The organism is Phytohabitans rumicis (genome assembly GCF_011764445.1).
GTDB lineage: Bacteria > Actinomycetota > Actinomycetes > Mycobacteriales > Micromonosporaceae > Phytohabitans > Phytohabitans rumicis.
This window is the reverse complement of sequence record NZ_BLPG01000001.1, coordinates 2416893-2439096: the sequence shown is the minus strand read 5'-3', so window position 1 is coordinate 2439096 and position 22204 is coordinate 2416893. Positions and strand designations below refer to the sequence as shown.

General features: G+C 71.9%; 28 protein-coding genes and 2 pseudogenes. 15 read left to right on the top strand and 15 right to left on the bottom strand.

Features of this window, described 5'->3' with window-relative positions:
• Positions 1 to 85 precede the first annotated feature (85 nt).
• Positions 86 to 2890 (top strand): helix-turn-helix domain-containing protein, encoded by a 2805-nt coding sequence (locus Prum_RS10460; protein ID WP_246277798.1) that lies wholly within the window; start codon positions 86 to 88, stop codon positions 2888 to 2890.
• Here the strand turns inward: Prum_RS10460 and Prum_RS10455 are convergent.
• The 5 genes from Prum_RS10455 to srmL all read right to left on the bottom strand — a co-directional run bounded on the left by Prum_RS10455 (position 2868) and on the right by srmL (position 5980).
• Positions 2868 to 3422: a DedA family protein gene (locus Prum_RS10455; protein ID WP_173075990.1), complete on the bottom strand. Its 555-nt coding sequence runs from the start codon at positions 3420 to 3422 to the stop codon at positions 2868 to 2870. The genes Prum_RS10460 and Prum_RS10455 overlap by 23 nt on opposite strands.
• The gene (locus tag Prum_RS10450; RefSeq protein ID WP_173075988.1) at positions 3422 to 4186 is read right to left on the bottom strand and encodes an MBL fold metallo-hydrolase; all 765 of its coding nucleotides are present in this window, start codon (positions 4184 to 4186) and stop codon (positions 3422 to 3424) included. The genes Prum_RS10455 and Prum_RS10450 overlap by 1 nt, the downstream gene beginning before the upstream one ends.
• Positions 4187 to 4352: 166 nt before the next feature.
• Positions 4353 to 4775 carry a type II toxin-antitoxin system VapC family toxin gene (locus tag Prum_RS10445; protein WP_173075986.1) on the bottom strand — a complete coding sequence of 141 codons (423 nt, stop codon included), beginning with the start codon at positions 4773 to 4775 and terminating at the stop codon, positions 4353 to 4355.
• The gene (locus Prum_RS10440) at positions 4765 to 5031 is read right to left on the bottom strand and encodes a type II toxin-antitoxin system Phd/YefM family antitoxin (RefSeq protein WP_173075984.1); all 267 of its coding nucleotides are present in this window, start codon (positions 5029 to 5031) and stop codon (positions 4765 to 4767) included. Before Prum_RS10440 ends, Prum_RS10445 begins: the two co-directional genes overlap by 11 nt.
• Before the next feature lie 37 nt (positions 5032 to 5068).
• Positions 5069 to 5980: a PheS-related mystery ligase SrmL gene (srmL, locus tag Prum_RS10435; RefSeq protein ID WP_218577194.1), complete on the bottom strand. Its 912-nt coding sequence runs from the start codon at positions 5978 to 5980 to the stop codon at positions 5069 to 5071.
• A 357-nt stretch (positions 5981 to 6337) separates the two neighbouring features.
• Here srmL and Prum_RS55010 point away from each other — a divergent pair.
• From Prum_RS55010 to Prum_RS10420, 4 genes and pseudogenes are all read left to right on the top strand, one after another.
• Positions 6338 to 6496, top strand: a pseudogene (locus Prum_RS55010) (nucleoside hydrolase); the annotation flags it as partial.
• A 56-nt stretch (positions 6497 to 6552) separates the two neighbouring features.
• Positions 6553 to 7203 carry a nucleoside hydrolase gene (locus Prum_RS10430; RefSeq protein WP_218577193.1) on the top strand — a complete coding sequence of 217 codons (651 nt, stop codon included), beginning with the start codon at positions 6553 to 6555 and terminating at the stop codon, positions 7201 to 7203.
• A gap of 51 nt (positions 7204 to 7254) precedes the next feature.
• A complete protein-coding gene (locus tag Prum_RS10425) occupies positions 7255 to 8160 on the top strand; it encodes a diacylglycerol/lipid kinase family protein (protein ID WP_173075982.1) in 906 nt (301 codons plus the stop codon).
• A gap of 160 nt (positions 8161 to 8320) precedes the next feature.
• On the top strand, positions 8321 to 8527 hold the full coding sequence (locus Prum_RS10420; protein WP_173075981.1) for a hypothetical protein: 207 nt from the start codon (positions 8321 to 8323) through the stop codon (positions 8525 to 8527).
• Between the two features lie 71 nt (positions 8528 to 8598).
• Here the strand turns inward: Prum_RS10420 and Prum_RS10415 are convergent, their stop codons facing one another.
• Positions 8599 to 8856, bottom strand: coding sequence for a hypothetical protein (locus Prum_RS10415; RefSeq protein ID WP_173075979.1), 258 nt, complete (start codon positions 8854 to 8856; stop codon positions 8599 to 8601).
• 281 nt (positions 8857 to 9137) lie between these two features.
• Here Prum_RS10415 and Prum_RS53700 point away from each other — a divergent pair, with 281 nt between their 5' ends.
• The 5 genes from Prum_RS53700 to Prum_RS10395 all read left to right on the top strand — a co-directional run bounded on the left by Prum_RS53700 (position 9138) and on the right by Prum_RS10395 (position 12256).
• Complete coding sequence (locus tag Prum_RS53700) at positions 9138 to 9401, top strand: cellulase family glycosylhydrolase (RefSeq protein ID WP_218577192.1); 264 nt, start codon at positions 9138 to 9140, stop codon at positions 9399 to 9401.
• Positions 9398 to 10120 carry a glycoside hydrolase family 5 protein gene (locus Prum_RS10410; protein WP_218577191.1) on the top strand — a complete coding sequence of 241 codons (723 nt, stop codon included), beginning with the start codon at positions 9398 to 9400 and terminating at the stop codon, positions 10118 to 10120. The genes Prum_RS53700 and Prum_RS10410 overlap by 4 nt, the downstream gene beginning before the upstream one ends.
• 166 nt (positions 10121 to 10286) lie before the next feature.
• Entirely contained in the window at positions 10287 to 10511 is a 225-nt protein-coding gene (locus Prum_RS10405) for a hypothetical protein (protein WP_246277797.1), read from the top strand.
• A gap of 54 nt (positions 10512 to 10565) precedes the next feature.
• Positions 10566 to 11930, top strand: coding sequence for a DUF4331 domain-containing protein (locus tag Prum_RS10400; RefSeq protein WP_173075977.1), 1365 nt, complete (start codon positions 10566 to 10568; stop codon positions 11928 to 11930).
• Positions 11927 to 12256, top strand: coding sequence for a phospholipase (locus Prum_RS10395; RefSeq protein WP_173075975.1), 330 nt, complete (start codon positions 11927 to 11929; stop codon positions 12254 to 12256). The genes Prum_RS10400 and Prum_RS10395 overlap by 4 nt, the downstream gene beginning before the upstream one ends.
• A 48-nt stretch (positions 12257 to 12304) precedes the next feature.
• Here the strand turns inward: Prum_RS10395 and Prum_RS10390 are convergent, their stop codons facing one another.
• Complete coding sequence (locus tag Prum_RS10390) at positions 12305 to 12523, bottom strand: DUF397 domain-containing protein (RefSeq protein WP_173075973.1); 219 nt, start codon at positions 12521 to 12523, stop codon at positions 12305 to 12307.
• The gene (locus Prum_RS10385) at positions 12520 to 13392 is read right to left on the bottom strand and encodes a helix-turn-helix domain-containing protein (RefSeq protein WP_173075971.1); all 873 of its coding nucleotides are present in this window, start codon (positions 13390 to 13392) and stop codon (positions 12520 to 12522) included. The genes Prum_RS10390 and Prum_RS10385 overlap by 4 nt, the downstream gene beginning before the upstream one ends.
• A gap of 627 nt (positions 13393 to 14019) precedes the next feature.
• Here Prum_RS10385 and Prum_RS10380 point away from each other — a divergent pair.
• Both Prum_RS10380 and Prum_RS10375 read left to right on the top strand, forming a co-directional pair.
• Positions 14020 to 14340, top strand: a complete 321-nt coding sequence (locus tag Prum_RS10380) for a periplasmic binding family protein (RefSeq protein WP_173075969.1) — start codon at positions 14020 to 14022, stop codon at positions 14338 to 14340.
• Complete coding sequence (locus Prum_RS10375; protein WP_173075967.1) at positions 14337 to 14633, top strand: hypothetical protein; 297 nt, start codon at positions 14337 to 14339, stop codon at positions 14631 to 14633. Before Prum_RS10380 ends, Prum_RS10375 begins: the two co-directional genes overlap by 4 nt.
• A 169-nt stretch (positions 14634 to 14802) precedes the next feature.
• Here Prum_RS10375 and Prum_RS10370 read toward each other — a convergent pair whose 3' ends face one another.
• Positions 14803 to 15084: a hypothetical protein gene (locus Prum_RS10370; RefSeq protein ID WP_173075965.1), complete on the bottom strand. Its 282-nt coding sequence runs from the start codon at positions 15082 to 15084 to the stop codon at positions 14803 to 14805.
• A gap of 29 nt (positions 15085 to 15113) precedes the next feature.
• Here Prum_RS10370 and Prum_RS10365 point away from each other — a divergent pair, with 29 nt between their 5' ends.
• Positions 15114 to 15371 carry a DivIVA domain-containing protein gene (locus Prum_RS10365; RefSeq protein ID WP_173075963.1) on the top strand — a complete coding sequence of 86 codons (258 nt, stop codon included), beginning with the start codon at positions 15114 to 15116 and terminating at the stop codon, positions 15369 to 15371.
• A 423-nt stretch (positions 15372 to 15794) separates the two neighbouring features.
• Here Prum_RS10365 and Prum_RS10360 read toward each other — a convergent pair whose 3' ends face one another.
• Genes Prum_RS10360 through Prum_RS10350 form a run of 3 tightly spaced genes read right to left on the bottom strand, consistent with a single transcriptional unit; the run spans position 15795 to position 18647 of the window.
• Positions 15795 to 16637, bottom strand: a complete 843-nt coding sequence (locus Prum_RS10360; RefSeq protein WP_173075961.1) for an ABC transporter permease — start codon at positions 16635 to 16637, stop codon at positions 15795 to 15797.
• Positions 16624 to 17556: an ABC transporter ATP-binding protein gene (locus Prum_RS10355; protein WP_173075957.1), complete on the bottom strand. Its 933-nt coding sequence runs from the start codon at positions 17554 to 17556 to the stop codon at positions 16624 to 16626. Before Prum_RS10355 ends, Prum_RS10360 begins: the two co-directional genes overlap by 14 nt.
• Positions 17553 to 18647, bottom strand: a complete 1095-nt coding sequence (locus Prum_RS10350) for a LolA family protein (RefSeq protein ID WP_173075955.1) — start codon at positions 18645 to 18647, stop codon at positions 17553 to 17555. Before Prum_RS10350 ends, Prum_RS10355 begins: the two co-directional genes overlap by 4 nt.
• 97 nt (positions 18648 to 18744) lie before the next feature.
• Here Prum_RS10350 and Prum_RS10345 point away from each other — a divergent pair, with 97 nt between their 5' ends.
• Together Prum_RS10345 and Prum_RS10340 are read left to right on the top strand one after the other, a co-directional pair.
• Positions 18745 to 19401, top strand: coding sequence for a response regulator transcription factor (locus Prum_RS10345; RefSeq protein WP_173075953.1), 657 nt, complete (start codon positions 18745 to 18747; stop codon positions 19399 to 19401).
• A gap of 110 nt (positions 19402 to 19511) precedes the next feature.
• A pseudogene (locus Prum_RS10340) lies at positions 19512 to 20823 on the top strand (sensor histidine kinase).
• 6 nt (positions 20824 to 20829) lie between these two features.
• Here the strand turns inward: Prum_RS10340 and Prum_RS51260 are convergent.
• The 3 genes from Prum_RS51260 to Prum_RS51250 all read right to left on the bottom strand — a co-directional run bounded on the left by Prum_RS51260 (position 20830) and on the right by Prum_RS51250 (position 22170).
• Positions 20830 to 21084 carry a hypothetical protein gene (locus Prum_RS51260; RefSeq protein WP_246277796.1) on the bottom strand — a complete coding sequence of 85 codons (255 nt, stop codon included), beginning with the start codon at positions 21082 to 21084 and terminating at the stop codon, positions 20830 to 20832.
• A 196-nt stretch (positions 21085 to 21280) separates the two neighbouring features.
• Positions 21281 to 21535 (bottom strand): hypothetical protein, encoded by a 255-nt coding sequence (locus tag Prum_RS51255; RefSeq protein WP_246277795.1) that lies wholly within the window; start codon positions 21533 to 21535, stop codon positions 21281 to 21283.
• A complete protein-coding gene (locus tag Prum_RS51250; protein ID WP_246277794.1) occupies positions 21532 to 22170 on the bottom strand; it encodes a tetratricopeptide repeat protein in 639 nt (212 codons plus the stop codon). The genes Prum_RS51255 and Prum_RS51250 overlap by 4 nt, the downstream gene beginning before the upstream one ends.
• Positions 22171 to 22204: the final 34 nt, after the last annotated feature.

Sequence of the window (22204 nt, the reverse complement as noted above, 5' to 3'; positions counted from 1 at the left end):
TGCACATCCCCCTGACCTGGTCCGCGACCTGCTCGCCGACCGGGCGGGACGCCCGGTCGGGCTGCCGCTCTTCGACGATCCGGTGGTGTCCGACCCGGTCCTGGGCCGGGCGGTGTCCGCGCTGCACGCGGCGCTGGTTGGCTCCGGAGCCGGCGCTGTCTGGACTGAGGAGCGAAGCGACGAGGGAAGACGGCGCCTCCCAGGCGCCGGAGCCCGCGCGAGCGGAGCGAGCGCCAACTGGCAGAGCCCGGCCACCGCGCTCGCCCGGGACGAGCGGCTGGCCGCCGCGGTGGCGGCCATGTCCAGCTACGCCGGGCCGGTCGCGGCGCGGCCGCCGCGCGGCAAGCAGGCGGCGCGGCGGGTCCGCGACATGATCGACGAGGGGTACGCCCGCGACCTCACCGCCGACGACCTGGCCGCCGCCGCGGGCACCAGCCGGTACGCGGTGTACCGGGCGTTCCGGGAGGCGTACGGTCTCTCGCCGAGCGACTACCAGCGGCAACTGCGGCTGCGGTCGGCGCGGCGGATGCTCGTCGCCGGGCACGGGATCGCCGAGTCGGCCGCGCTGGCCGGGTTCGCCGACCAAAGCCACCTGACCAGGTGGTTTCTTCGCTGCTATGGGGTGACGCCGGGGCGTACCGCCAGGCCCTTGACGCCCCAAATCGGACAAAGTGATACGAGATATGCCGCGACCCGGCGTGACCGCCTATGCCATGGTTTGCTGGTGGCCATCGTGAAGCCGGTGCCGGAAACGACCGCGGCCCGGCCCGGGCGGATCCGCGTCGGGCTGCGGGCCCTGCGCGACTGGCGGCCGACCTTACGCCGGCTGCGGTCGCTCGTCCGCAACGCGGTGACCTCGTTCATCGTGCTGGCCGGCACGTTCTGGCTGCTGCCCGGCGTGACCGCGAGCGGGCTGGTCGCGCTGCTCGGCCTGGTCGTGCTCGTGGCCGGCGTCGGCGCGCTGCTGCGGCCGCTGCTGATGGCCCTGGCGACGATGCTCGGCGGGTTCGGCGCGCTGGTGCTGGGCGCGCTGGTGCAGGCCATCGTCCTGTACGTGGCGCTGTGGTTCGCCCCCGACACCGAGGTCGCCAACCTGCCGGTGGTGTTCGGCGCCTCGTGGGTGGCGGTGGCGCTGGCCGCGCTGGTCAACTGGTTCGCCGACGCCGGCACCGACGACACGTTCATCAGCGAGACGATCCGGCTGATGGCCCGGGTGCGCCGCATCGAGGAGCGCGGCGGCCGGGGGCAGAACGTGCCCTGCCCCGATGGCCTGCTGGTGGTCCAGCTCGACGGGGTGCCCGCGCCGCTGCTGCGCTGGGCGGTACGCGCCGGCAACCTGCCGAACATCGGCCGCTGGCTGCGGACCCGCAGCCACCGGTTGGGCGCGTGGCACACCGGGCTACCCGCCACCACCCCCGCGGCCCAGGCCGGCATCCTGTACGGCGACACCCGCCGGGTGCCCGCGTTCCGCTGGTACGAGAAGGACACCCGGCGCCTGCTGGTGACCAGCCGCCCGCGCGACGCCGCCGAGGTGGAGCGGCGCCTGGCCGGCGACCGGGGGCTGCTGCGCGACGGCGGGGTCAGCATCAGCAACGTCTTCTCCGGCGACGCGGAGAGCTGCCTGCTCACGGTCAGCCACGCCGCCCTGCCCGGCCGCTCCGCCCGGGGCTACGCCGCGTTCATGACCAGCCCGTACGGCTTCACGCGCGCCGTCGTACTCGGGATCGGGGAATTGATCCGCGAGCTGCACCAGGCGCGCGTGCAGCGGCGCCGCGACGTCCGCCCGCGGGTCAGCCGCGGCGGCGCGTTCCTGGCGCTGCGGCCCGCGACGACGCTGCTGCGCGACCTGAACGTCACGCTCATCGCCGAGCAGATGGCCCGCGGCGCGCCGATCATCTACTGCGACTTCGTGGACTACGACGAGGTGGCCCACCACGCCGGCCCGGCCCGGCCGGAGGCGCTGGACGCCCTGGAGTCGCTCGACCAGACGCTCGGCATCCTGGAGCGGCTGTCGAAGGAGGCGGCCCGCCGCTACCACCTGGTCGTGCTGTCCGACCACGGGCAGAGCCAGGGGGCGACGTTCCGGCAGCGGTTCGACGAGTCGCTGGAGGAGGTGGTCGGAAAGCTGGTCCGCGGCGGCGCCGAGAACGGCCACCGGCACGGCGCCGCGACCGGCACCGTGGAGGAGTGGGGCCGGGTCAACGCCCTGCTCACCGAGGCCGTACGCCGGCAGGGCCCGACCGCTGCGGCCACCCGGGCCGCGATCCGCAAGCACACCACCGACGGTGAGGTGACGCTCGGCCCGGCGGACGAGGAGGCCAAGGCCATCGCAGAAGGCGACCCGGAGACCGTGGTGATCGCCTCCGGCAACCTCGGCATGGTCTATCTCACCCGCGCCCCCGAGAAGCTGACCCGCGACCGCATCGACGCGGCGTACCCGGATCTGGTGGACGGCCTGGTCGCGCACCCGGGCATCGGCATCGTGGTGGTCGACGAGGACGGCGGCCCGGTGGCGCTCGGCCGGCGCGGCCGGCACCGGCTGTGCGACGGGCACGTCGAGGGCGAGGACCCGCTCGCCCCGTACGGCCCGCTGGCCGCCGCCGACCTGCTGCGCCACCAGCAGATGGACCACGTGGGCGACCTGGTGCTGCTCAGCATGGTCGAGCCGGGCACCGACGAGGTGGCCGCGTTCGAGGAACTGGTCGGCAGCCACGGCGGGCTCGGCGGCTGGCAGACCGAGGCGGTGCTGCTGTACCCGTCCGGCTGGACACCCGCCCCCGACCCTCTCATCGGGCCGGACGCCGTGCACGCCACGCTGGTGGAGTGGCTGGTCCAGCTGGGGCTGCGCAAGCGCGACGACGAACGGGTCACGCTTCCCGTCGCCGGCTGACCACCGCCGCCACCTGCGAGATCACCAGCACCAGGAGCACCGCGGCGAGCACGCTCTGCCACGGCTCGGGGAAGATGGCGTACCCGAAGATGCCGATGCCCGCGTAGACGGCCGACCACAGCAGGCAGGCCGGCGCGTTGGTGATCGCGAAGCGGCGCCAGTCCAGGCCCATCAGCGCCGCCGCCAGCAGCACCGGCACCCGCCCGCCCGGCAGCAGCCGGGAGACCAGCAGCACCGAGATCTGCCGTTCGCGCAGCTTCTTGCCCATCTTCTCCATCCGCTCCGGGTCGCGCAGCCAGCGCACCCGCCGGGCGAACTGCTCCCCGCCCCACCGGCAGATCGCGTACATGGCCAGGTCGCCGACGTACGCCCCGGCCGCGCCGAAGAGCACCACGAGCAGGACGTGCAGCGGGTTCTGGTGCGCCGCGTACGCCGCCGCGCCGCTGACCGCCGCCCCGGTCGGCACGATCGGCACCACCGCGCCGAACGTCACGACGACGGTCAGCCAGACCAGCGTGCTTACCGTGGCCATTACGGGGTGACCGTCATCGACTCGCCCGGAGCGAGCACCGTGACGCGGGTGCCCGTCCCCTTGGCGAGCCGGGCGAAGTCCGGGCCCGGGTTGTGGAACCGGTCCGGCCGTACCCGGCCAAACCCCACCGGCCAGAACGTCCCGAAATGCACCGGCACCGCCTCCCGCGGCGCGGCCCGCCGCATCGCCTCCGCCGCCGTGTGCGGATCCAGGTGCCCCCGCCCCAGCGTTGGCCCCCAGCCGCCGACCGGCACCAGCGCCAGGTCCAGCGGCCCCAGGTCGGACATGCCCTCGAAGAGCCCGGTGTCCCCGGCGAACCAGGTGTTCGCCGCCCCGTGCACGGTGTAGCCGACCGCCGGCGCCCGGTGCCGCGACCACGGCCCGCGCGCGCCGTCATGGGCCGCCGGGACCGCCTTGATCCGTACCCCGTTGAGGGTGAAGCCCTCGCCGGCGGCGAGCTCCACGCAGTTCCGGGCGAAGGCCGGCCCGAGCCGCTGCCGCACGAACGCGCCGGCCCCGGCCGGCACGACCAGCGCGGCCTCCGGCCCCACCCGGCGCAGCGACGCGACATCCAGGTGGTCGGCGTGCAGATGCGACACGAGTACGGCGTCCGGCGTGCCCGGCAAGCGCGGAGTGCCGCCACGCATGCGGCGCAGGTGAGCGATCCGGTCGCCGAGAATCGGGTCGGTGACGAGCCGCACGCCGGAGTCCTCGACCCAGACGGTGCTGTGCCCCCACCAGGTGACCTGGACCTTGAACGTCACTGCGACACCGTACTCGACGCCCTCCGCCCCTCTCCGCGCCCTTCTCCGCCCGTCTCTGCGTCGATCAAGGGCGTATGGCCGTGGTTTGATCTCCGATCCACGACCCTTTGCCCTTGATCGGCGTGGAATTCCTTGATCGGCGCCGGCGCCGCGCTGGTCAACGCCGCTAAGACGTAGGCCGGCGAACGGCCACCACCGTGACCAGATCCCCCAGTCCGGCGAAGTCGGCGGGATTGGTCGTGTACACGGGTAGCCGATTCACGATCGCGATGGAAGCGATCATCAGATCCGCGATGCGGCTACGCGGCTTTCGGCCAGCGGCGAGCACGGCGGCGGACACCAGCCCGAACGCGCGAGCCGCCTCCGCGTCGAACGGCAGCGGATCGAACGTCGCCTCGACGTGTTGGAGGACCGCGGTGCGGCGGGCGCGTTCCGCCGGGCCGTCGGCGTGGTGCGGCCCGGCCGACAACTCCGCGAGCGTGACCGCACTGATGACCATCTCGTCAGGCAGTTGTACTGCTTCGAGCACCGGCAGCTGGATGACGATGTTGGTGTCGATCAAACCGCGAGTGCCCCGGTCACCACTCACGGTCGAAGGGGTCCTGGTCGGCGATCGCGTCGATGTCGCGGCGGAACGCTTCGGGGTCGACGATCGGAGCCGTCGAGAACGCCGCCAGGACCTCCTCGCGTGGCACGAACGTGCGTCGCCGCAGTGGGATCAGCCGCCCGATCGGCGTGCCATTGCGGGTGATCGTGAATGACTCGCCCCGCTCGACGCCGCGCATGATGGCGCCAGAGTCGTTGCGGAGTTCGCGCTGGCTGATTTCGCGGGCATGCTCGGCCATGGAGCCATCCTATCGACAGGTGCTACGAAGTGCTACGCTACGGCGCCGCCCACTCGTACGCGGAGCCCTCGTGCAGGCCGGCGTAGATCCGGTCGCGCAGCGCGTTGGCCTCCTCGGCCGTCAGCGTGCGCCGCAGGTCGCGCAGGACGACCCGGAGCAGCACGTTCTTCTGCCCAGGGCGCAGGCCCATCCGGGTACGCGCCGCCTCCGGCAGGTCCGGGTACCCGGTCTCGGCGCGTACCGCTACCTCCTCGACCGCCTCGGCGTCCGGGCCGAGCAGTTCGCGAACCCGGTCGCCGAGCAACTCGGCGTCGAGGCCGGCGGCCACGGCGAGGGACAGGTCGCGGTGGACGGCCGGCATGGCGGACACCGGCCGGTACGGCGCCAGGTCGCGCATCTGCGCGGCCACCCGGAGGTCGGGCGAGCGCAGCAGCCGGATGTCGTCGATGCCCTTGGCCAGCATGGCCAAGCGGTCCAGCCCGAGGCCCATCGCGAGCCCGCTGCCGCCGCCCACGACCTCGGGGTGGCCCAGCCCGCACTCGCCGATCTCGACGTCGCCGACGTAGATCTCCCGCCCGGCGATCGTGTACGGGTGGACGTTGGGCACGGTGTGCCACCGCTGGCCGGGCAGCACCGCCTCGACCACCATGCCGATCATGTCGACGAGGTCGACCTCGGTCAGCGGCGGGTCGTCGCGGCGGATCCGCCACACGTCCATCTGGTGCGGCTCGCCGACGTGGTGCCGGCCGATCGCGTCCCGGCGGTAGGTGATGCCCGGGACGCTGAGCAGCACGTCGCGCTCGTGGATGACGTCCAGCAGGGCGGGGATCCGGGCGGTGGTGTGCGAGCGCAGCATCCGGTCGACGTCGACGTACCGGCTGTAGCGGCGGTCGCGGGTGACCGCCTCGGCGTCGTACCGCAGCCGGTCGTAGTTGTGGGCGACGGGCACGATCCGGGGCCGGGGTCGCGGCGTACCGGGATCGCCCACGCCTGGGCGAGCGCGCCCTCGATGGCGGCGACCACGTGCTGGACGGCGTGTTCGCCGCTGGAGGGGTCGGTCAGGTCGCGCAGGCTCAGGGCCGCGCGCAGTTCGTCGGGTGACATGTTCTTGGCCTTCGCGGGAGTAGGGCGAAATAGGGACAGGGCCCCGGCCATGGCCGGGGGCCCTGCTCACGCCATCTCCATCAGCGCAGCGGCGATCGCCCACCGGTCATCCGGGGGCGGCTAAATCGCGGCGCGCGATAGGTCACATGTGCAGCATGCATCGGGGTACGCGGGGTCGGCAAACCCATTTACCCCTGGCACCATGGGCGACGTGCGCCACAAGATCTTGCTCGATACAGATATCGGATCCGATATCGACGATGCGGTATGCCTGGCGTACCTGCTGGCGCAGCCCCGATGCGAGCTGCTCGGCGTCACCACGGTCACCGGCGAGGCGACCCGGCGGGCGATGATGGCCAGCGCGCTGTGCCGGGCCGCGGGCGTCGACGTGCCGATCCATCCGGGGCGGAGGCGACGGTGGCCGGCGACCTGTCACCGCAGGCGCGCGCCCCGCAGGCCGAACGGCTGGCCGGCTGGGACCACGAGACGCGCTTCCCGGAGGGCGGCGCCGTCGAGTTCCTGCGCCGGACGATCCGCGCGCACCCGGGTGAGGTCACGCTGCTCGCGATCGGCCCGCTCACCAACGTGGCGCTGCTCTTCGCCCGTGACCCCTCGCTGCCGGCACTCTTGAAGGCACTGGTTCTGATGGGCGGCCGCTACGCGACCGCCGGCAAGCCCGAGTGGAACATCCGCTGCGACCCACTGGCCGCCAGAGCGGTGTACGGCGTACCGGTGCGCCGCCACCGCTCGGTCGGCCTGGACGTGACGACCCAGGTGGCCATGGACCCGGCGGAGTTCCGGCGGCGGTGCGCCGGCGTACCGCTGCTGCGCCCGGTGCTGGACTTCGCCGAGGTGTGGTTCGCCGAGAAGGAGCGCTTGTACTTCCACGATCCGCTGGCCGCGGTCACGCTGTTCGCCGACGACGTGTGCGGCTTCGAGGCCGGCGCCGTCACGGTCGACGCGGCCACCGGGACCACCGCATGGCGGCCGGCGCCGGGCGGCCCGCACGAGGTGGCCACGCGGGTGTCGCCGGACCGCTTCTTCGACGAGTTCTTCGGCGTTTTCTAGCGGAGCTACACCGCGTCACCGCGGTGATCCGGGGTCGTGCAGACTCATGCCGTGACCGTGCCCTCCGCCGTGGTGGTCAACCCCTCGAAGGTCTTCGACCCCGTCGAGCTGCGCCAGACCGTCTCGGCCCTGCTCGCCGGCGCGGGCTGGCCGGCCCCGATGTGGTTCGAGACCACGCGGGAGGACCCCGGGCGCGGCCAGACCCGCCAGGCGGTCGAGGCCGGCGCGCAGGTCGTCTTCGCGTGCGGGGGCGACGGCACCGTACGCTCCTGCGCCGGCGCGCTGGTCGGCACCGAGGTCGCCCTCGCCGTGCTGCCGAGCGGCACGGGCAACCTGCTCGCGGTCAACCTCGGCCTGACCCACGACCTCGTCGCCGGGGTGGAGATCGCGCTCCAGGGCGGGCTGCGCCGGATCGACGTCGGTGTGGTGGGCGACGAGTGCTTCACGGTGATGGCCGGCATGGGCTTCGACGCGGAGATGCTCGCCGCCACGTCGGAGGCGACCAAGGCGCGGATCGGCTGGCTGGCGTACGTCCTCGGGGCGCTGCGCCACCTCGGGGACCGCCCGATGCGGGTGTCCATCCGGATCGACGACCACCCGCCGATGCGCCGCCGCGCGCGTACCGTCCTGATCGGGAACGTCGGCCGGCTCAAGGGCGGGCTCCGGCTGCTGCTCGACGCCGAGCCCGACGACGGCACGTTCGACATCGCGGTACTGACCCCGCGCACCCTCGGGCACTGGGCCTCGCTGGCCTGGGCGGTGGCGCGGCGCCGCCGGCGGGTGCCGCGGATGGAGGTCTTCCAGGGCCGCAGCGTCCAGGTCACCAGCAACCGCCCGCAGTCCCGGGAGTTGGACGGGGACCTCATCGAGCCGGGCCGGACGCTGCGCGCCGAGCTGCGGCCGAAGGCGCTGTGGCTGTGCGTACCGGAGCCGGACGTCGCCGAGGGCGCCTCGTAAATCGGTGGCGGCCCGCGGCGACCGGGGTTACCGTGGTCGCATGATCTCCTGACGCCCTTGCTGAGACCGCGTATCCGCTTGTCTCGGGCGTCCTCTTGCCTCCGTTTCGGCCCTGGTTGTGGCACGCCCGAGGCTCCCTCGCTTTTGGAAGGAGTCATCCATGCCTGTCGAATCATTCTCCGTACACGCCGACCCCGACGAGCTGGAAGCACAGCGGCTGGCCGCCGCCGTGCACGGGTCCGAGGCGACCTCCGGGTCCGCGCGGCGCGCGGACAAGCCCGCACCGGCCACGTCCGGCCGCGGCAAGGTGACGGCGCGCGGCCAAGGCGGCCCCCAACAGCGCCGCTACGCCTTCCGCCGCAGCTGATGCAAGGAAGGGCCCCTTGTTAGCGCTTTTTGCATAGCAGGGGGCCCTTCCTAACGCCCCAAATCACAGCGCTACGCGTCGGGGTCCTGCTGGCCCGGCGCGTCCGGGGTTGGGCCGGCATCGCGGCCGCGGCTCTGTGCGGCGGCGAGGGCACCCACGGCGACGAGCATGAGCAGGCCCGCGCCGGCGACGAAGAGCGTGTCGCCATGGCCGCCCGAGGCGGAGGCGGCGGTGCCGTAGGCCGCCGCGGCGGCGACCGCCGGCGGGTCGAGGATCGCGAGTACGACGACGGCCAGCGCGGCCAGCCGGCAGATCAGCCTGATGCCCATGGTGCAGCCCCCTCCCGTGCGCCGAACCCGGACTGCCATAGGCCGGAAACACGAAGGTAGCGCCAGGTACCCGAAAAATCCGGATTATTCGCCTCGGCGAATCCGGGTCGTGTCGACGCCTTCCATGGACAGTGATTTGGTTCTATTCTTGCCGAAGCGCTCCCATCGACGATTCTCTTCGACCGCCGTCGCCGTTCCTTCGCGTCGGCGGTCGTTGCGTGTGTGCACCAGCAGGCGGTAGCGTCCGATGACTTAACCGGTTCATGGCTGTGGGGTGAGTCATGCCGCACTACGGTTTCAACCTCCAATGGCTCTTCATGCGCCCGGCTGGGCCGGCCGAGCCGGATCTCCACGTGCTGGACACCATCGCCGGCTGGGGGTTCAATTTCGTCCGCCTGCCGTGCGACTACCGCTTCTTCACCACGGCGCCGGACTACCCGCGGGCCACCGAGGAGGCCCTGGACCGGGTCGACCGCTGCCTGATGGCGTGCCGCGAGCGCGGGCTGCACCTGTCCCTCAACCTGCACCGGGCCCCGGGTACGTGATCACCGGCTGGGACAGTGAGCCGCACAACCTGTGGGTGGACGGCCCGGCGCAGGACGCCTTCGCCGCGCTGTGGCGCACCTTCGCTGCCCGCTACCGGGGCCTCCCTCCCAATGCGCTCTCCTTCGACCTGGTCAACGAGCCACCCGCGCTCGGCCTGCGCGGCTTCACGCGGGAGGCGCACGAGGCGGTCATCCGGCGCACCGTGGCCGAGATCCGGCGGGCCGACCCGAGCCGGCCGATCGCGATCGACGGTCTCGACGGCGGCCACCTCGCCATGCCGGAGCTGGCCGACCTCCGCGTCATCCACAGTGGACGCGGTTACCAGCCGATGTCGGTCAGTCACTACCGGGCGAGCTGGTGGCCCGAGCACGAGCATCTACCCGAGCCGGAATACCCGGTCGACTACGATGGTCGCCGGTGGGACGCGGTCGCGCTGCGCGAGTTCTACCAGCCGTGGCGGGACCTCGCGGGCGCTGGCGTACCGGTCCACATTGGCGAGTTCGGCTGCTACGACTACACGCCGGACGACGTGGCGCAGCGGTGGTTCACCGACCTGCTGGGCATATTCGCGCAGGAGCGGTGGGGTTACGCACTGTGGGAGTTCGCCGGCGCGTTCGGCGTCGTGGGCCATCGCCGCCCGGGCGCCCGCTTCGAGTCCCGCGACGGCTGGATGGTGGACGTACGACTTCTGGAGCTCTTACGCGCACACCGCGTTTGAACTTTCCTACGCCGGCTTCCGTATGCATGGTTGCCGGCGACAGGGGCGGGTAGCCGGCGGAAATCCTGTGTGTCAGGCGGCGCTAGGCCGTGCCCTCGTTCGGGAAAGGACGACCGTGAGAAACGCCCACCGGGCAAATGCGATACCGAGGCTGTCTCGCCGCAAGGTGCTGCTCGGCGCGGCCACCGTGGGGGTCGGCGGCGCCGTTGTCAGCGTGGCCAGCCTGAGCGAGGCATTCGAGGACGCCGGTGCAGCTGCCGACGATGCGATCGTGGTCCACGTCAAGGATGTCAAGAACGGCCGGCTGGACGTGTTCGTCGGAGAGCGGCGCATCGAGGTACGCGATCGCGACCTGGCCGCGAAGCTGGCCAAGGCGGCGCGCAAGAAGTAGCGCGCGCGTACGGACCTCGATTCCTTTCCAGCCCCCTTGTGAGGTGGTTCAACCATGTCTTCTCATCGTGAGGCCCCGGAGATCTCCAAGGATCCGGTGGCCGACAGCACCGACCTATATGCGTTCGTGAGCCCGGACCACCCAGACACGGTCACGCTCATCGCGAACTACGTGCCGTTGCAGACGCCCGCCGCCGGGCCGAACTTCTTCGAGTTCGGCGACGACGTGCTGTACGAGATCCACGTCGACAACGACGGCGACGGGCACCCGGACGTGACGTACCAGTTCCGCTTCGAGACGAAGCTGAACAACAACAACACGTTCCTCTACAACACCGGCCCGATCGAGTCGCTGGACAGCGAGAACTGGAACCGCCGCCAGTTCTACAGCATCACCAAAGTGGACGGTAACGGCAAGGCCAAGGTGCTGGCCCGCAACGTTCCCTGCCCGCCGTGCAACGTCGGCCCACTGTCCATTCCGGACTACAAGGGGCTCGCGGCGGACGCGACGTTCAAGCTGAAGTCCGGGGAGAAGGTCTTCGCCGGCCAGCGCGCCGAGGGCTTCTTCGTCGACCTGGGGTCCATCTTCGACCTGGGTACGCTGCGCCCGTTCCAGAACCTGCACCTGCTGGGCCAGAAGGTCTTCCAGGAGGCCGGCGAGGCGGTCAACGCGGCCGACCGGGTCAACGTGCACAGCATCGCGCTCCAGGTGCCCATCAAGGACCTGCGCGGCAAGAGCAGCCCGGTCATCGGCGTGTGGACCTCGGCCAGCCGCCGGCAGGTACGGGTGCTGCACGGCCACAGCTCCGACGACGTCTACGTCGGACCCAACGTCCAGGTCTCCCGGCTCGGCAACCCCCTCTTCAACGAGGTCATCGTGCCGATGTCCAAAAAGGACCTGTGGAACAGCCTGCCGCCGACCGAGGACAAGAACTTCGCCGCCTTCGTCGAGCACCCGGAGCTGGCCCAGCTGCTGCCGGTCCTGTACCCGGGCGTCTTCGACAACCTGGCCAAGCTCAACGAGGCCAAGACGGCCCGTGCGGACCTGGTGGCGGTCCTGCTGACCGGCATTCCGGAGGGTCTCATCGACGGCTTCGAGAACAACACCGGTGAGGTGCAGGCCGACATGCTGCGGCTGAACACGCACATCCCGCCGTCGAAGAAGGAGAACAAGTTCGGCGTACTGGCCGGCGACCTGGCCGGCTTCCCGAACGGGCGGCGGGTGCGGGACGACGTGGTCTCCATCGCGCTGCGCGCGGTCGCCGGCGCCACGTTCGCCTTGGTGGACAAGAACTTCACGCCCGACGAGGCGGTTGCCGCCCTGGAGCAGGGGCTGAGCGCGGAAGACGTGACCTCGCCGTTCCTCAACCACTTCCCGTACCTGGGGATCCCCTACGACGGCTTCAACAACCCGTCATGAGCGGTCACCACCACACCTATGGACCGTCCGGCATGGGCACCGTCGTGCTGGACATCGGCGGCAACACCGGGGCGCTGGTCATCGTCACCGGTCCGGAGTGGCACGGCCACGAGATCGAGATCAGCCCCAAGGGGCAGGACCCGTCCGTACGGCAGCACGTGGCCGTACGTGACCGGCACGTCGCCGACGGGGTGCGGTACACCGCCGTGTTTCCGGCGCTGCCGGCCGGCGCGTACGTCATCTGGCGCAACGAGACCGAAGAGGCCGGCACGGTGGTGGTCGCGGGCGCGACCGTCACCGAAATCGAGTGGTGGCCGCGTCCTTGACGGTGTGCTGGTGGGGCAGGCTCGCCTGCCCCACCAGCGCCGGATCCGTCAGGCGATGAAGTCGAACTCACCGTCCTTCACGCCACCGATGAACGCCTCCCACTCGCCGCGGGTGTAGACGATCACCGCGCCGTCGGGGGCCTTGCTGTGTCGCACCGCGACCCGGTTGCTGCCGTCGGCCAGCGGGCCGGCCTCGACGCAGTTGCCGCCGATGCCGTCGCTCCGGGTGCTGACGTGCCAGGCAACGCCTGGCATTGACTCGCTCATGACAACTCCTCTGCGAGTGTTGCGATGAGCGCCATGGACTCAGCCGTGCTGAGTGCCACCTCCCGCAGGCCATCGTACGCCTTCGAGTAGCGCTCCGCGCGGCTCGCCTCCATGAACAATCGGCCGCCGAGGTGCTCCACATAGGCCACCTCCGGATACGGCCGCTGCATCTTGAAGAGCGTGAAGGTGCCGGCCAGCCCTGCGTGCAGCCCGCTCCCGGTGGGGATCACCCGCAGCTCGACGTGGGGCCGCTCCACCGCCCGGGCCAGGTGCTCCAGTTGGGCGCGCAGCACCAGGCGGCCGCCGATCGGCCGGCGTAGCACCGAATCCTCCACCAGCGCGGCGAGCCGCTTGGGCGGCTTCTCGTCCAGGATCAGCTGCCGCTCCATCCGCAGCCGGACCCAGCGGTCGATCTTCTGCGGGCTGGATTGCGCGCCCTCGGCGTGCCGAATGATGGCCTCGGCGTAGTCCCGGGTCTGCAGCAGCCCGGGAAACACCATCGTGCTGTAGGTGCAGATCTCCTCGGCGCGCGACTCCAGCCACGGATAGTCCACGAACGTCGCGTCGTAGACGGTGCCCTCGAAATCGTCATCCCAGCGGTTGACCCGCCAGGCGTCCTGGGCGAGCTGCACGAGCTGCGTCCGCTCGCGCTCCTCGTACACGCCGTAGACGTCCAGCAGGGCGATCACGTGGTCGCGCCGGAACGGCCACTCGGCCCGCTCGTACCGGGCGAGCGTGGAGAACTCGACCCCGAGGTACGCGGCGATGTACTTGAGCGTCAGGCCGCGCTCTTCCCGTAGCTCGCGCATTCGCTGGCCGAGCCATTGGGCGCGAATGGTCTGCACGAACTGCTCTCGCTTGGTTGGCATTTCTACCTCTCGACAAGCCCGATGTGGGGGCTAATCCACGGTGATGGTGCGGCGGGCGCACCATCGGTGGCGTCGTCGACGCTGTCCTGCGCCCATTCAAAGGACAGCGGAAAGGCTCTGGCGGAGGCCCGTATTGCACGATCGGGATCGCTCCCGATCGCCGACATTGGGACCGGACGGATGCGGCCGCCCGGTCCGTCGATGTTCTACCACGACTTGGTCGGCGCGTGCCACCCCATACCGCGTGGATGACGTGTCGAATAGTTTTTTGGTATTCCGCAAATGGGCGCCGCGAGTTGGTGCGACCGAGCCAAGCAAATGGGCGCCATCCACATTCCCATCGCTGTGCTTGCTCCAACGAACTCCTGTTGGCAGCGTTGTTTTCCAGTGAAGACGTCGACGTGATCGGTGCCGATAAGGAGCGGCGGAAAGGCTCCGGCGGAAGCCCGTATTGCCCGGCGCGCGCGGGTGCGAGCCGCGCCGCCACCCCTATTGACCAGACCTCCCCGGCGGTGTGACGACGCAAGCTCCGCGCCGTCGGGTGAGACCGGCGGGCGTGCTCGCGTGCGCCTCCCGCAAACGCGCCACAAGCGCGGGCACGCCCGCCCTCTATATCCGGAGGAACACATGAGATTCCTTTTGGCCCTGCTGCTGGTGCTGCCCGTCGGCGCCTGTAGCCGTGACGAGGAGAAGGGCTTTTTCGCGGCGGCCAACATCGAGGTGGAGATCCGCCCCGGCTCCCTGTCGACCCTGATGATCGTGTTGGGGAATGGCAAATCCCGCGCGGACGTAGGCGCCGTCGGGGCCATCCAACAAACCACGCTCAATTCCGTCACCGTGCCGTGGCTGCTCTTTTCCGCGTACGCCAAGCTCGCCGGCGTGGTTACCGGCGCCCCGAAGCCGGAGGACCTGGTGGCGCCCGGCATCGTGACCCGGGGAGTCCAATGAGGACCATCAGCCCGCTGGAGTGCGACGTGCGGCACGAGGTCTATCTCGCGGCGACGCTCGACCCGTTCAGCGTCGGGCGGCTCACCGGGCTGCCAGACCTGGCCGGCGCGCGCTGCCTGGAACTGGGTGCGGGCGGAAGCGCCGTACCGGTATGGCTGGCCGATCGGGTAGGGCCGATGGGAGAGGTAGTCGCCGCGGGGGCGACCCGCGCCGGGTGGCCGCGCACCCGCGGATCCGGACCCTGGCCCACGACGCGCGCGTCGACCCGGTGCCGACCGGGCCGTTCCGGCTGATCCGGGCCCGGCTGCTGCTGATGGGCCTGCCCAACCGGGAAGTGCTGCTGCGCCGGCTCGCCGACGCGCTGCCGGCCGGCGGGACCCTGGTGGTCGAGGACTGGTACCTGTGGCTCGACGACGCGATCCTGGCCGCGCCGAGCGCGCGGGACGCGCGACTGTTCGCCCGCTACCGGCGCCTGCTCATCGAGGAAATCCTGCCGGAGCACGGCGTCGATCCGGCCTGGGCCGCCCGGCTGCACGCCGCCATGCGCGCGGCCGGCCTGACCACAGTGGACACGACGATCCACGCTCCAGTATGGACGGCCGGCGATCCCGGCGCGCTGCTGGTTACCGTGGACCTCGCCCGGTTCCGCAGCAGCTTCCTGGACGCCGGACTGACCCCGGCGAACTGGACCGGCTGCACCAACTCGTCGCAGATCCGGACTCCGGCCTGGTGCTGCGCGGACATCTGCTCTTCTCGACGATGGGGCACAAACCATGAGTACCGGACAAGTGGACCTGCGACTCGGGCCGCACCAGGTGCGCAACGCCGTCTTCGCCCGCGCTCCGCGCCGCCGCGGCGGGGTGGACGCCGACGAGGTGCGGACGTTCCTCGACCGCGTGGCCGACGAGATGGCCCGGCTGTACGGCGAGGTCGCCTCCGCGCGCGGCGAAACCGAGCGGATCAAGGCGGCCCTGTACGCATGGCAGAGCGCACACGCCGCCACCTGCACCCGCGCGACCGCCCGCGTGTGAGCGCGAGCCCCCTCCGCGCTTGGGCCGTGTGCGCGGCGACGGCTTGCGGCCCGCGCGGCGACGGCTTGCGGCCCGCGCGACGCCCCAGGCCGAAGGCCGTGCGTCGATCAAGGACTTTTGCGTCGATCAAGGGCGAACGGTCGTGGTTTGGAGATCAAAGCGCGGCCGTATGCCCTTGATCGACGTCGCGCGCGAGGGGCCGCTCCCGCGCCAAGCGCCAGGCCGCGCGGCGGCCCGGCGCCCGCACGCGGCGGCCCGGCGCCCGCGCCCCCGGGCCTGCACGCGCGCCCGGCCCACGCCGCGCGTCGATCAAGGACTTTTGCGTCGATCAAGGGCGAACGGTCGTGGTTTGGAGATCAAAGCACGGCCGTATGCCCTTGATCGACGCAAAAGTCCTTGATCCCCGCCCGCCAGCGGGCGGGGTCAGGAGGTGATGTCGCGGGAGCCGAACCTGGCCCACGCGGCGGTCAGGAAGATCAGGGTGTACGCGCCGGCCGAGAGCAGGCCGCGGAGGATGGGGTCCCAGGCGACCGGGTCGCGCAGCAGGTCGCCGAAGTTGTTCCACCAGTACGTGACCAGGTACGGGTGGAGCCAGTCGATCTGCGGGATCACGCCCAGGATCCAGCTCGTCAGGGTCAGCATCGTGATGGCGATCGTGGCGCCCATCGGCTGCTCGGTCAGGGTCGAGATGAAGAGCCCGATCGCGCCGAGCGCCGCCAGGCACACGGTCAGGTACGCGCAGATGGCCAGCAGCCGCAGCAGTGCCTCGCCCATGCCCACGGTGGAGCCGGACAGCATGGTCACCTCGCCGCCGCCGAAGAGCAGCAGCCCCGCGCCGAGCCCGGTGATCGCCACCGTCAGGACCGCCACGAACGCGCCCCACACGATGCCCACGTACTTGACCGCGAGCAGGCGGGTCCGGTGTACCGGCACGGTGAGCAGGTAGCGCAGCGTGCCCACGTTGGCCTCGCCCGCGATCGCGTCGCCGGCGACGGCCGCGACCGCGATGGGCAGGAAGAGTTGGAGTTCGACGGCCAGGGCGGCGAGCGCCACGAAGAAGCCGTTGCCGGTGATCGACGAGATGAACTCCGGCCCGCCTTCGCCGCCGCCGGATGAGGAGGGGTTGGATACCCGTACGGCGATGGCGATGATGACCGGGATCGCGGCGAGGACGGCGAGCCCGGCCTGGTTGCGCCTGCGGCGGGCGATCAGGCCGAGTTCCGAGCCCAGGAAGCGGAGCGGCAGGACGGCGTCAGCCACTGACATCGAAGCCCTCCCCGGTCAGCGAGACGAAGACGTCCTCCAGGTCGGGGGCGACGACGGCGAACCCGCGTACCGGCACGCCGTCGTGGACCAGCGCCGCCACCACTTTCTCCGGTGCGATCTGCCCGAGCGCCCCGGTCGCCTCCCCAATATCCGCTGCCACGTCGTCCAGCCCGAGCTCGCGCAGCACCCGAGCCGCGTCGTCGGCCCGGTCGGTCTCCACCCGCACCCGAGGCGCCGAATCGGCCCGCATATCCTCCAGTGTGGACTGTGCCACGAGCTGGCCGCGGTGCATGACACCGACGTGGCTGCAGATCTGCTCCACTTCGGACAGTAGGTGCGTGGAGAGCAGGATCGTGGAGCCCTCCGACGCGAGCGCCGTCACCAGGGCGCGGACCTCGCGGGTGCCCTGCGGGTCCAGCCCGTTGGTCGGCTCGTCGAGGATCAGCAGTTCGCGCGGGGTGAGCATGGCCGCGGCGAGCGCGAGCCGCTGCCGCATCCCCAGGGAGTACGCCCGGTACCGCTTGCCGGCCGCCGCGCCGAGCCCGACCCGGTCCAGCGCCGCGCGGATGCGGGCGTCCGCGGTGGCGGCTTTCACGGTACGGTCCGCCGCGTCGACCCGGCGCAGGTTGTCCATTCCCGACAGGTACGGGTGGAAGCCCGGCCCCTCGACCAGCGCCCCCACCCGGGGCAGCACCGCGGCGGCGCCACCCGGCATCCGCTCGCCGAGCAGCGCGTGGCCGCCGGCGGTCGGCCGGATCAGGCCGAGCAGCATGCGGATCGTGGTGGTCTTGCCCGAGCCGTTCGGGCCCAGGAACCCGTAGACCGCCCCACGGGGGACCGCCAGGTCGACGGCGTCAACCGCGACCTGGCGTCCGAACCGCTTCGTGAGCCCGCTGCTCTCGACCGCGAAGGCGGTCACTTACCCGCCTTGGTGGCCGCCACCTCGTACAGCCGTTCGGGGCTGACCAGGCCGGCGAGGACCCGCCCGTCGTCGGTGACCAGTACGGTGAAGAGCCGGCCGGTCAGCACGTGTCCGCTGCCCCACGCGCCGCTGACCTTGGGCAGGGCCTGCAGCACGCCGGCGGCCTGCTCGCTCTCTTCGCCGTTGCCGGCCGGCGCCTTGGCCACCAGCACGGTCGTCCAGCCCTCGCCCACGGTGGTGAAGCCGGAGGTGTCGGTGGAATCCTTCTGCCGCTCGCCGGTGGCCGGCGGCTTCGCGCCCTCCTCGACCTTGGCGCCGGGCGGCGGGTTGAACGTGAACTGCTGGTCGTCCGGCCGGTCGAAGTTGACCTGGGTGAAGGAGACCTGGAACGCCGTCTGGTCCGACCCCTTCGGGAAGACCTCGAACCGCAGCGGCACGTGCTCGGTGGCGTCGATCGCGATACGGATCTGGCCCACCAGCGACGTCTTGTCGCGCGGGGCGAGCACGAGCTCGTACGCGTCCCGCCCGGCGATCGTCGCGGACCGCCCGACGGTGACCTCCGTGCTCGGGCTGACCGCCGCCAAGGCCCGGTCCGCCGCCTCTTGCGGGGTGGTCGGCAGGCCGTCGGGCAGCTGGTGCTGCTCGGTGTCGTCCAGGGACAGCGTGGTGTGGGTGGCCTTGTTGGCGCGGCTCTCCCACATCCAAACGTCCTTGCCGTTCCGGATCACGTCGGTCTCGCCCAGCGTCCCCATCAGGGCGACCCGGGCCTTGTCCGGACCGGAGTACCAGACCCGCAGCGTGTTGGAGCCGGAGATCAGGGACGCCAGGTCGGCGCTGCCGCTGCCGCCGCCGGTGAGACTGGCCAGGGCGGGCAGTCCGAGGTCGGCCGACTGGACCACCGTGCCGGACAGCCCTTCGAGCCGGGCGGTCTGCAGGTCGACCAGCAGCTGCTCGGCGCTGCGCTCCGGCAGGCTTGGCTCGGCCGTCGCCGCGAGCGTGCCGACCGCGGCGCCCCCGCCGATCACCACGGCCACGGCCGCTGCCGGCACCAGCCACCGCAGGGCGGGCCGGGAGCTCATTACTGACATGTTTCGCACCTCCTGACCCTCATCGTGCGCAACCACCGCTGTGACCGCGCTGAGAGTCGCTGTGGGCGTACTCAGTCAGGATGGCACGCTTGGTGACGTGCGGTTGCTGGTGGTAGAGGATGAGGCCAGGCTGGCGACGGCGCTGCAGCGCGGGCTGCAGGGCGAGGGCTTCGCCGTCGACGTGGCCGCCGACGGCCCCACCGGGCTGGAGATGGCCCGCCACGGCGGGTACGACGCGATGATCCTCGACGTGATGCTGCCCGGCCTGTCCGGCTACCGGGTGGTGCGCCAGCTGCGGGCCGAGGAGATCTGGCTGCCCGTGCTCATGCTCTCCGCCAAGGACGGCGAGTACGACCAGGCGGACGGACTGGACTGCGGGGCCGACGATTACCTGACGAAGCCGTTCTCGTATGTCGTGCTCCTGGCCCGCTTGCGGGCGCTCTTGCGGCGGGGCGCGCCGCAGCGCCCGACGGTGCTCGCCGCGGGCGGCCTGCGGCTCGACCCCGCCGAGCGGCGGGTGACCCTGGACGGCGCCGAGATCGGGCTGACCGCGCGGGAGTTCGCCCTGCTGGAGTACCTGATGCGCCGGGCCGGCGAGGTGGTCTCCAAGACCGAGCTGCTCGACCACGTGTGGGACGCGAGCATCGAGACCGCGCCCAACGCGGTCGAGGTGTACGTCGGATACCTGCGCCGCAAGATCGGCCGCGATGTCCTGGAGACGGTCCGCGGCGCCGGTTACCGTCTCTCGTCGTGAGCGGCGTGCAAGGAAGGGCCCCTTCCTATTCAAAAAGCGATAGGAAGGGGCCCTTCCTTGCACGCCAGCGGATGGGGTGGTGGCGTCGCATCAGCCTGCGTGCGCGGCTGATGTTGATCGGCGTCGCGGGGCTGGCGGTCGGCCTGACGGTGGGCGGTGTCGGGATGGTGTTCGCGCTCGGGCTGGCCCTGCAGGCCACCGCGGACAGCGAGGCGCTGCAGAGCGCCCGGGGCGTGGCCGCGATGGTCAACGAGAACGAGGTGCCCGAGCCGCTGCCCGTCGTCGGGGACGTCCGGGTGCAGGTCGTCGACGCCGACCACCGGGTGCTGGCCGCCTCGATCGACGCCGACCGGCTGGTGCCGGTGCTCTACCGGGACGAGATGCCGCGGGCCCGGGACGGGGAGCACCTTTTCATCCCCGGTGACCGGCTCGGCATCCGCGGGCCGGTGCGGGTCGTCGCGGTGCCCGCCGGCCCGGACAACGCGCAGACCGTGCTCGTGGCGAAGTCGATGGGCGACCTCACGCAGAGCGTGCGGCTGCTGCGCAACATCCTGCTCGTCGCGTTCCCGCTGTTGTTGATCGCTCTGGCGGCGGTGGCCTGGCGGGTCGTCGGGCTCACCCTGCGCCCGGTGGAGGGGCTGCGCACCGGGGCCGAGGAGATCACCGGCGGGGGCCGGCCGGGTCAGCTGCCGGTGCCGGACTCGCGGGACGAGATCCACCGGCTGGCCGTGACGCTCAACGACATGCTCGACCGGCTGGAGGCGGCGCGGGCCAAGCAGCGGGCGTTCGTGGCCGACGCCGCGCACGAGCTGCGCAGCCCGCTGGCCAACATGCGTACCCAACTGGAGGTGGCGCAGCGGCTCGGCGACCGCACCGACTGGCCGGCCGTGGGGAGGACCTGCTCGCCGACACGCAGCGGCTCAGCCGCCTGGTCGACGACCTGCTGCTGCTGGCGCGCGCCGACGACGCGGGCGCGCGGGCGGTCCGCTCGATGCCGGTGGAACTGGGTGAGCTGGTCACCACGCTGGCCGAGCGGTACCCGTCGGTCGCGGTGGCGGCCCCGACGATCCACTGTGGACGACCGGGGAGCCGGACGCGCTGGCCCGGGCAGTCGCCAACCTGCTCGACAACGCGCTGCGGCACACCCGTACCCGGGTCGAGGTCGCCGTCCAGCCGGACGGGGCGTACCACTTGATCACCGTGACCGACGACGGACCCGGCATCCCGGTCGCGGACCGGGACCGGGTCTTCGACCGCTTCACCCGCCTGGACGACGCGCGGGCCCGCGACGCCGGCGGCGCCGGGCTGGGGCTCGCGATCGTCCGCGAGCTGGTCCGGCGGTACGGCGGCACGGTGCGCCTCGCGGACGCTGGTCCCGGCCTGCGCGCCGAGGTCCGCCTCCCCGCGACGGACGGTGCCTAGCCCTCCCTAGCCCTCGCGGGCCGTGCAGACCGGCTTGGCGCGGCCCACGCTTTGGGCGGAGTAGACGACGGCCACTGTGAAGCAGAAGTCGATGTCCTGGTCCAGGCCGTGCACGACGTAGCTGGTGGCACCGGCCGGGAGCTCCTGGAAGGGGCGCTGCTGCTGGCCTTCCGGGGCGCCCGAGACCAGCACCCGCCCCTTGGCACCGGCCGGGTACGCCCACGCGAGCGAGATGCTGTCCCGGTTGTCGCGCAGGGTCACCTTGCTGGGCGGGGTGCCGGGCTGGGCGGCGGCCGGCGTGGGGCTCGGCGTCGGGCTCGGCGTCGGGCTGGGGGCGGGCGCGCTCGTGGGGCTGGCGTCGTGGGGGAGGGCGCACCGGACTGCCGATCCTCGACGGCGGAGAGCCCGGCGATGACGGCCACCGCGCCGATGGTGGCCGCGACCAGGGCGCCGGTGATCAGTGGCGCGCGGCGCGGTCCGGTCCGCCGGTGCGCCCGGGGCGGGGGCGCTCCACCAGCACGGGGAGGTTGGGTGCCGGCTTGTCGTCGGCGGGCTGCCAGGTGTCGGCCACGTCCGGCGGGATCGGCGACTGCGGCGGGTCGAAGGGTACGTGGATCCCCGAGCCCTCTACCCCAGCAGGGAGCGCATTCCCGCCGCAGAGGTGGTTGGGGTTGGCGGGGGCGCGGGACAGGGAGGCGACCTGCGCGGTCATCGGGTCGTCGGGGTGAGGTAGGCGCGGCACAGCTCGCGGGCGTGGGCCAGGTGCTGGTGGGCCTCGGTGAAGTGGCCGCAGTCGCGTTCCATCGCGCCGAGGCGGGCCAGCATCTTGATGCCGGCGGGGTTCGCGTCGCCGTGCGCCTCCCGGGTCATGTCCCACGCCTCGGCCAGCCGGGCGCGGGCGGTGTCGCAGTCGCCGCGGGCGTACTCGACGGTCGCCAGGTCGGCGTGCGCGGCCAGCACCTGCGGCGAGTCGGGTCCTTCGAGCGCGGTCAGGCCCTCGATCACCACGCCGTACAGGCCGGCCGAATCGGCGAGGCTGCCGGTGCGGTGCAGGACGGCGGCGAGCGTGGCGGCCGCCCGGATGGTGCGCTCGTGGCCGCGGCCGTAGAGCCGGCTCTCCGCCTCGTACGCGAAGGTGGCCCAGGCCCGCGCGGAGTGCGGCTCACCCAGCCCGACCAGGACGCGCGAGTGCAGGCTGGCGGCGTCGGCGAGGGCCTCGGACGCGTTGCGCGGATCGGTGTCGACGCTGGCCAGGGCGTCGCCGAGCAGTAGTTGCGCCGCGGACAGGTCGCCGGCCTCGACGAGGTCGTACGCCCGCGCGGTCAATTCAGCCAGACCAGTCGACACGTGCCCCATGGTGCTCGACTGTGCACGATCAGTA

Excerpts from the sequence above, each read along its gene's own strand:
- Prum_RS10380 (WP_173075969.1), top strand. The coding sequence starts at position 14,020 with ATGAGATTCCTTTTGGCCCTGCTGCTGGTGCTGCCCGTCGGCGCCTGT.
- Prum_RS10385 (WP_173075971.1), bottom strand. The coding sequence starts at position 13,392 with ATGCCAACCAAGCGAGAGCAGTTCGTGCAGACCATTCGCGCCCAATGG.
- Prum_RS10455 (WP_173075990.1), bottom strand. The coding sequence starts at position 3,422 with ATGGCCACGGTAAGCACGCTGGTCTGGCTGACCGTCGTCGTGACGTTC.
- Prum_RS10365 (WP_173075963.1), top strand. The coding sequence starts at position 15,114 with ATGAGTACCGGACAAGTGGACCTGCGACTCGGGCCGCACCAGGTGCGC.
- Prum_RS10360 (WP_173075961.1), bottom strand. The coding sequence starts at position 16,637 with ATGTCAGTGGCTGACGCCGTCCTGCCGCTCCGCTTCCTGGGCTCGGAA.
- Prum_RS10395 (WP_173075975.1), top strand. The coding sequence starts at position 11,927 with ATGAGCGGTCACCACCACACCTATGGACCGTCCGGCATGGGCACCGTC.
- Prum_RS10440 (WP_173075984.1), bottom strand. The coding sequence starts at position 5,031 with ATGGCCGAGCATGCCCGCGAAATCAGCCAGCGCGAACTCCGCAACGAC.
- Prum_RS10420 (WP_173075981.1), top strand. The coding sequence starts at position 8,321 with ATGCCTGTCGAATCATTCTCCGTACACGCCGACCCCGACGAGCTGGAA.
- Prum_RS10400 (WP_173075977.1), top strand. The coding sequence starts at position 10,566 with ATGTCTTCTCATCGTGAGGCCCCGGAGATCTCCAAGGATCCGGTGGCC.
- Prum_RS10415 (WP_173075979.1), bottom strand. The coding sequence starts at position 8,856 with ATGGGCATCAGGCTGATCTGCCGGCTGGCCGCGCTGGCCGTCGTCGTA.
- Prum_RS53700 (WP_218577192.1), top strand. The coding sequence starts at position 9,138 with ATGCCGCACTACGGTTTCAACCTCCAATGGCTCTTCATGCGCCCGGCT.
- Prum_RS10350 (WP_173075955.1), bottom strand. The coding sequence starts at position 18,647 with ATGTCAGTAATGAGCTCCCGGCCCGCCCTGCGGTGGCTGGTGCCGGCA.
- Prum_RS51255 (WP_246277795.1), bottom strand. The coding sequence starts at position 21,535 with ATGACCGCGCAGGTCGCCTCCCTGTCCCGCGCCCCCGCCAACCCCAAC.
- Prum_RS10375 (WP_173075967.1), top strand. The coding sequence starts at position 14,337 with ATGAGGACCATCAGCCCGCTGGAGTGCGACGTGCGGCACGAGGTCTAT.
- Prum_RS10370 (WP_173075965.1), bottom strand. The coding sequence starts at position 15,084 with ATGTCCGCGCAGCACCAGGCCGGAGTCCGGATCTGCGACGAGTTGGTG.
- Prum_RS10390 (WP_173075973.1), bottom strand. The coding sequence starts at position 12,523 with ATGAGCGAGTCAATGCCAGGCGTTGCCTGGCACGTCAGCACCCGGAGC.